Source organism: Sinomonas sp., from assembly GCF_036848755.1.
GTDB lineage: Bacteria > Actinomycetota > Actinomycetes > Actinomycetales > Micrococcaceae > Sinomonas.
Window position 1 is genome coordinate 21,943 of record NZ_DAIUJO010000016.1, and the last position, 7,463, is coordinate 29,405.

Here is a 7,463-nt window from a genome sequence, read left to right on the forward strand (position 1 = left end):
TTGAACGTTCTCGGTCTTGCCTCAGTGCTGGCACGCTGTGATCCGGAACAGCCTGTTCTGACCTACTTGGGCAACCAGCTGGAAGCCCTTGGAAAGTTCAAGGCCCGCCATTCCCGGGTACTCCGTGTTGGCGATGTTCCCGGGAAGGTAGATCAGTTCGTCGGAGGTCAGTGCGTACTCGACGTGCAGGCGCTGCAATGCAGCACAGACCTGAGGATCGCCTGCCGCCTGATTCAGCTTCTCCGCGATCAGAGTCCGGTCCGGAGTCCACAACGTGACCACGTGGGGGAAGAGAACTCTTCTCCCTGACACGAAGTAGGCCCAAGCGCTTCCGTCCCAGGGATTTCCCGCGATCATGGCACCCGGTGGAACCAACGTGTCCAACTTCTCATACAGGGCCAATTCGTCGGACGACATGATGGGCGAGCCCGGCCCGATGTTGTAGTTGCTCTGAGCATGGCGGGCCGCTTGAGGAATGTCTCCCGTCTGGGCTTGCGCCCCGACGGCCAACAGGACGGCGACGGTGGCGATCAGCCTGACGTGGGTTCTCAGCCGCGGCTTGACCCACTCCACGCGGCGAAGTCCTGCCCCGATCCGCTGCGCTACGGCCTTCACGCCCGCAAGCGCAACGAGAAGTGCCATCAGCGCGGCACCGGCGGCAATTCTTCGGAAGTCGCTGTACCACCCACCCGTGAGGAAACTCCTGACCACCGAGTTCGGGTAGCCCGCCACATCGACGAAGAGGACCGCCCACAGCACAGCGCCGACCAGCAGCCAGCGCCACCTCCGCCTTCGTGCACAGACGAACAGGCCGACCACGAAGAGCAGCGACGTCGCGTAGCCGGCAATCCATCCGCTGTGGGTCGTCAAGAAGAACTCGCCCAAGGCTTGCGCCGGCGTCTCGTACGGCGGCCACGAATCACCGAAGTGCGTGATCACGAAAGGACGCAGCTTGACCCAGATCAGCGCCGCTCCGACCAGTACGGCAACGAGCCCCACGGCGGGAACCCATCGGCTGCGACCCGATCCCGGAGACGAGCGGACGCTGGCCGCGAGGCGTGCGACCCACAGGGGAACGAGCACTACTCCAGCTGTCAGCACGGTGTTGGGGTGGACCAGGAGCAGACCGACGCAGCTGACGAGGAAGCACAACGCCGTCGCCGCGACAAGGCCTGCACGAAGGTGACGCCACTTGGCCAGAAGGACACCGAGCGCGACAAAGGCGGGGACAACCGCCATTCCGTAGTAGTTCGGGTAGAGGACACCCCAGTCGACCAGCAGATAGGGGAAGGCGCTGAAGCAGCACGCCAGCGCCGCTGCCGACAGGTCGACGATCTTCGAGTTTCCGAACACGCTCCGCGCGAGGAAGATGACTGAGACCGGCCACAGGACGGCGCCGATGACAAGGTTGACCGCGGCCACCGAAACGGGAATTGACGCCCCCGTCGACTGGACGACCAGGGCAACCAAGTCATGCCAGGCGCCCGGGTAGAGGGCAGCCTGCGTGCCTCCGGCTTCCCTCAGCGTGAGCGACGAGCCGTTTCCGCCGTCGAGGATGTACCGCACGGCATTGAGGTGAAAGACGTTGTCCGCCGTCTGCGAGACCAGGTCTGGAGAGCGGAAGATCGACGTCAGCCGCCTGCCCAGCACCACGACGCTGACCGCAAGTCCTGCAAGGGTGGCCCACGTGACCGGGGTCCGCAGAGCGGCCGCCGACGAGCGAGCACTGGTCTGGGTCTGACGCCGAGGCTCCACGCGCTGCAGCCGAAGGGCACCAACCGACCGTCGGACGCCGTCGTCGGCCGGCAGGCGCGCTTCCATCCGCTTGGCGCCACGGCGGACGGCCCAGAGGACCAGCGCCGACACGATCGTTGCGAGGAGAAGCGGAAGGACCCCCCAGCGGAGATGAAGCCAAGGGGCCACCACGGCGGCCCCGCCCACCAGGGTCGCACTGAGAAGGGGCCCCAGGCCGAAGGCCGCAAAGCCCCTGAAGCCGCCGAACCAGGCGACGAGGGCACCGGGCACGACAGAGATCGCCAGAGCAGCCAGCGCCGGTACCAAGGCTTCAAGCCACACGCTCATCTTCTAGCCCACTCCCCCCGCGCCATCACCCACCGCGGCTCACGCTCCACGCAGAGCCTTCACTGCGTCCTCGACGGGTCCATCCAGGACAACGCGCCCCTTTTCGAGCAGGACGCCGCGCTCACAGATCTGCGGAACGAGATTGAGGTCATGGCTCACGACGACGAGGGTCTTGCCCTCGGCGGCGAGCTCCTTGATCTTCGCAATGCATTTCCGCTGGAACGGCTCGTCGCCGACGGCAAGGATCTCGTCGACGAGGAAGACCTCGGGGTCGGTGTGCACGGCAACGGAGAACGCCAGCCGAAGGTACATCCCGGACGAATAGAACTTGACCTCGGTGTCGATGAACTCCCCGATCTCGGAGAACTCGACGATCGAATCGAATCGCTCGTTGATCTGCTCCTCGCTCATGCCGAGGATCGCACCGTTGAGGTAGACGTTGTCGCGCCCGGTCAGGTCGTGGTGGAAGCCTGCCCCCACCTCGATGAGGCCTGCCACGCGCCCCCGCGTCCGGACCGTTCCGGAATCCGGGGTCATGACACCCGAGATGTGCTTGAGCAGCGTCGACTTGCCGGAGCCGTTGAAGCCGAGGAGCGCGACGCTTTCCCCTTGCTCCACGGTCAGCGAGACGTCGTGCAGGGCGAAGAACTTCTGGCTGAGGTCGCCCTTGCGGCCCTTGATGAGCCACACGAGCGCCTCCTTGAGCGAACGGGTGTGGCGAAGCACGAACTGCTTGCTGATGCTGCTGACTTCGATTGCGGTCGCCACGCTCAGAGCTCCTGCGCGAAGCGGCCTTCGAGCCGCCGGAAGGTGAACTGCCCGATGAAGACCACCACGAGCGAGACTGCGAGTCCGACCGGGAGCCAGATGGTGACGAGATGCGGCGGAAGCTGGGCGGTTCCGCTCGTCGTCGGATACCAGAACGCGTAGTGGAAGATCTCGACAGCGATGGTTATCGGGTTCGCCTGGTATACGGCAAAGAAACCCGCCCCCAGGGTGTTCCGAACCATTGTCCACACGTAGAGCACGGGCGAAGCCCACGTCACGACCATGAGGAGGAGGTCAACGATGTTCTCGAAATCGCGGAAGTAGACGTTGACAGCGCCGAAGAAGAGGCCGAGACCCGTGGCCAGGAGCGCCACAATCACGAACCCGCCGACGGCGGCTGCCAGCTGGAGCACAGACGGATGCCACCCCGAGAACACACACGCTGCGACGAGCACAACGAGCTGGGGGAAGAAGTGCACGCCCGAGACCCATACTGACGCCACGGGAAACAGTTCCCGAGGCAGATAGATCTTCTTGATCAGGCTGCCGTTGCCCACGATCGAACGGGCCGCATTCCCGAGGGCTTCCGTAAAGAAGTTGATGAGGATGATCCCCGAGAACAGGTAGACCGCGTAGTTCTCGGTGCCCTTGTTGAGGCCAAGGAAGACTCCGAGCGCCAAATAGAACACGAGGAATTGGACGCCGGGCTTCACGTAGGACCACAGCAATCCCAGAACCGAGCCGCGGTAGCGGACCTTCAGCTCCTTGCGCACGAGGAGCTTGAGCAGGAATCGCGCACGGAAGGTGTCGGCCAGGCCCGCTCCCACTCCGGGCCTGACCAACTGCTGAACGGTACTCACCGGGAATCGCTCAGCGTATGTTCGTCGAACGTCTTCTTCCATGACTCGATCGAGGTCAGATCGTGCAGAGCGCTCTTGTACTCCGCGGCCAGGGAGCGCCAGCGGGCCAGGAGCTCGCCGTGCAGCTTGGCGCTTTCGGCGAGCATACGCCGCATCACCCGGGGATCCCGCTTGTACCAGGACGCACCCGTCCCCTCGGCGTTCGAGACAACGGCGGAATCGTACTGCGACATCCGCCACCACTTGTTGTCCATGTGCGGAACGTTCGCCTGCGGACGCTCCTTGCTCGTATCCACGACCGGCTTGACGAGCTGCCGCGCCACGGTCTTGAGCGCCCACGGCACGAGGATGGCCTTGCCCGGCCGGCTGAAGCCCTGTCCGTGCCTCGGCGGCTTGGCCATGCGGGGCGCGGGGAACTCGTCGGGGTCGGGCTTGAACACCGCATCCGTGTGCTCCGAGAGCATCTTCCGGATCTCGGGCAGCTTCGTCTCGAGAAGCCCACGGAGTGAGCCCGGCCCTCTGAGCAGATCCTGAAGGGCCCACTCCCGGCCTTGGACCGTGGCGTACTGCATCGACACGAGGTGCTTGATGTCGTCCTGCTGAAGCTCTCGGATCACTCGGCCGCCGAGTTCATAGGGGCTATGGAGCAGGGCAGTGAGGGCGCGGTTCCGCGTGTGGAAGTACGCCTGCCACCCGACCAGATCGTCCTTGTCGATCCAGGAAACGTGCCATACCGCGGCCCCGGGCATGGACACCGTCGGAAAACCGCGCTCCTTGGCGCGCAGTCCGTACTCGGCGTCGTCCCACTTGATGAAGATGGGAAGGGAGAGCCCTATTTCCCGAATGACCGACGTCGGGATGAGGCACATCCACCAGCCGTTGTAGTCAACATCGCAGCGGCGGTGCAGCCAGGGTGTCTGGCGGAGGTTTGAGACGAGGAAGTCGTGGCCGAGCTCCATCTCTTCGCTCGGCAGGGCCGGCTGGATCCGGTACGGGTTGACGATCTCGCCGAACGTGTGGAGCACCGTGCGGTTGAAGAGGTCGAACATGTGACCGCCCACGAGGGTCGGCGTCTTGCAGCGGTCCCCGAAGGTCACGAGCCGAAGGATGCTCTCCGTCTCCACGACGATGTCGTCGTCCATGAGCAGGGCGTAGTCGCTGCCGTTGGCCACAGCCTCGTACATGCCACGCGAGAAGCCTCCCGAACCGCCCAGATTGCTCTGTTCGATGATCCGGAGCCGGCCCCCCAGCTGTGCCTTGACCTCGTCGAAGCCCTCCGCTTGAGCAACCTTCTGGGTGCCCTGGTCCACGATCAGGATCTCCTGGAGCGCCTCGAGCGCCTCGCTGTCTTGCGCGAGCAGACGGAGGTTGTTGAGGCAGAAGTCCGTCTTGTTCAGGGTCGTGATTTGAAGCGTCACGCTCCCCCGGCGTGGCGCGGGACCGGGGGCCTGCCATTCTGCCCGGCTGATCTCCACTGGCTCAGACCCCGCGACGACGTCGAACCAGTACCACCCGCCGTCGCCGAACGGCTTGAGCGAAAGGTCGAAGACCGTCGTCGTCTCTCCCTCGACGCGCTGGGAGTCAACGCGCTGGAGCGAGCCGCGGGAATTGGACTTGTAGACGACGACGGCACCCGCACCGGACGTCGCGACGCTCAGCCTCACGGAGTCGACGTTCGTCCAGCGCCGCCAGTAGCTGGCCGGGAAAGCGTTGAAGTAGGTGCCGAATGACACCCGATCGCCGGGCCGGACCTTCATCGAAAAGCGGGAGACGAAGTCCTCGGAGTGGGCCTCGCGGGCCGGGCTGCTGATGGTGCGCGGCCTGCGCTCGCGATCGGTGGTGGCGTCTCCCGTGGTCGGAAGCTGGACCCCGGTGGCAGTGCCCATGTCCACGTACAGGGGGACGGTGTCCATCTGCGCCTGGGGCGGCAGGATGACGCGCTGGAGCGTCTGCCACTCCTGCTCGGACTCCTCGCTCACGACCTCTTTAACGTCGACCGCCGTCATTCGTCCACGCCTCCGCTGACGAGTGCTTCGCCGCCCGTGAAGTGCGGCTTGATCTTGTTGTCGAACATGCTCAGCGCCGAACCGATGGCCATGTGCATGTCGAGGTACTTGTAGGTCCCGAGCCGGCCGCCGAACAGGACGGAGCTCTCGGACTTCGCAAGGTCGCGATATGCGAGTAGCTTTGCCCGGTCGGCCTCCGTGTTGATCGGGTAGTAGGGCTCGTCGCCCTTCTCGGCGAAACGGGAGAATTCGCGCATGATGACCGTCTTCTCGGTCTGGTAATTGCGCTCGGGGTGGAAGTGACGCGGCTCGATAATGCGCGTGAACGGCACATCGGCGTCGTTGTAGTTGACAACCGAGGTCCCTTGGAAGTCGCCGACCTCCAGGACCTCTTCCTCAAAGTCGATCGTGCGCCATGAGAGGTCGCCCTCTTTGTAGTCGAAGTAGCGGTCGACCGGCCCCGTGTAGACCACGGGAACATTCCCGACGACATTGCCCTTGCTGACGGGCTGCGACTCATCGAAGAAGTCGGTGTTGAGCTGGACAGTGATGTTCGGGTGGTCCGCCATCCGCTCGATCCACGCGGTGTACCCGTGGGTGGGAAGGCCCTCGTACGTGTCGTTGAAGTAACGGTTGTCGTACGTGTAGCGAACGGGAAGGCGCGAGATGATCCCGGCCGGCAGATCCTTCGGATCCGTCTGCCACTGTTTGCCGGTGTAGTGCTTGATGAACGCCTCGTACAGCGGGCGGCCGATGAGCTGGATCCCCTTGTCATTGAGGTTCTGCGGGTCGGTCCCCGCGAGCTCGCCAGCCTGCTCCTCGATGAGGGCGCGCGCGTCAGAGGGCGAATAGTTCGCGCGGAAGAACTGGTTGATCGTGCCGAGGTTGATCGGCAGGGGGAAGACTTCGCCCTTGTGCACGCCGTAGACACGGTGCACGTAGTTCGTGAAGGTCGTGAACTGGTTCACGTAGTCCCACACGCGCTTGTTCGAGGTGTGGAAGAGGTGAGCACCGTAGCGGTGTACCTCGATGCCCGTCTGGGCGTCATCCTCGCTGTAGGCGTTGCCCCCGATGTGATGGCGGCGGTCGATCACCGTGACCTTGAGTCCGAGCTCCTTGGCTGCACGCTCGGCCACTGTGAGGCCGAAGAAGCCGGATCCGACGACGACGAGATCAGCGTCCACAAATTCTCCTGTAATCGGGGCACGCCGATGCCACTGGCACCGGCCTTCCTGCGGTCCAAGACTACCGGACGACGGTGAAGCCCCTTCCCAGCCACCGGGACCGCCCCTATGGACCGCCCCTATGGATGCGGTTGTCCACATAGGGCCCTCGTGCACGCCAAGGCGTCCCACAACCCGCCTAGCCTCGTGACAGGGCTGAGCTGGGGGGACGCATGGAACTGCACGTCACGCTGATCGCTCCGGGGCAGGGACGGGGGCTTCGCGAGCGGGAGGAACTCGTGGCGAGACTGCCGGAGGGGGCAGCCGGGAGTTCCCTGGCACGACTCATCAGCGACACCTATGGAGTGACGGGAATCACGGTCGAAGGAAGGCCGCTGGATTCGCTCGTCATCGGCGGGGCGCCTCTGGCGAACGGAGCCGTCCTGCTGGGCGCCCAGGCGGAATGGAGGACGACGGCGGAACGCCCCGGAGGCCTCCTCCTCGCCGTCCGAAGCGGTCCTGCCGCTGGGCAGCTCATCGCTCTCGAACGCGGTCTGCACCATATCTCCCGCTCTGAGGGCGAC

6 protein-coding genes are annotated in these 7,463 nt (G+C 64.6%); 1 reads left to right on the top strand and 5 read right to left on the bottom strand.

The window, feature by feature from the left end:
- Positions 1-21: 21 nt before the first annotated feature.
- The 5 genes from V7053_RS04105 to glf are packed head-to-tail and all read right to left on the bottom strand — an operon-like array spanning position 22 to position 6,900.
- Complete coding sequence (locus tag V7053_RS04105; RefSeq protein ID WP_334171001.1) at positions 22-2,082, bottom strand: DUF6541 family protein; 2,061 nt, start codon at positions 2,080-2,082, stop codon at positions 22-24.
- A 39-nt stretch (positions 2,083-2,121) separates the two neighbouring features.
- Complete coding sequence (locus tag V7053_RS04110) at positions 2,122-2,850, bottom strand: ABC transporter ATP-binding protein (protein ID WP_334171002.1); 729 nt, start codon at positions 2,848-2,850, stop codon at positions 2,122-2,124.
- A 2-nt stretch (positions 2,851-2,852) separates the two neighbouring features.
- Positions 2,853-3,752 (bottom strand): ABC transporter permease, encoded by a 900-nt coding sequence (locus V7053_RS04115; RefSeq protein ID WP_334171003.1) that lies wholly within the window; start codon positions 3,750-3,752, stop codon positions 2,853-2,855.
- On the bottom strand, positions 3,707-5,716 hold the full coding sequence (locus V7053_RS04120) for a glycosyltransferase (protein ID WP_334171004.1): 2,010 nt from the start codon (positions 5,714-5,716) through the stop codon (positions 3,707-3,709). Before V7053_RS04120 ends, V7053_RS04115 begins: the two co-directional genes overlap by 46 nt.
- Entirely contained in the window at positions 5,713-6,900 is a 1,188-nt protein-coding gene (glf, locus tag V7053_RS04125; protein ID WP_334171005.1) for a UDP-galactopyranose mutase, read from the bottom strand. The genes V7053_RS04120 and glf overlap by 4 nt, the downstream gene beginning before the upstream one ends.
- 212 nt (positions 6,901-7,112) lie before the next feature.
- Here glf and V7053_RS04130 point away from each other — a divergent pair.
- Positions 7,113-7,463, top strand: a 351-nt coding sequence (locus V7053_RS04130) for a hypothetical protein (RefSeq protein WP_334171006.1), incomplete at its 3' end; no start/stop codon positions are given.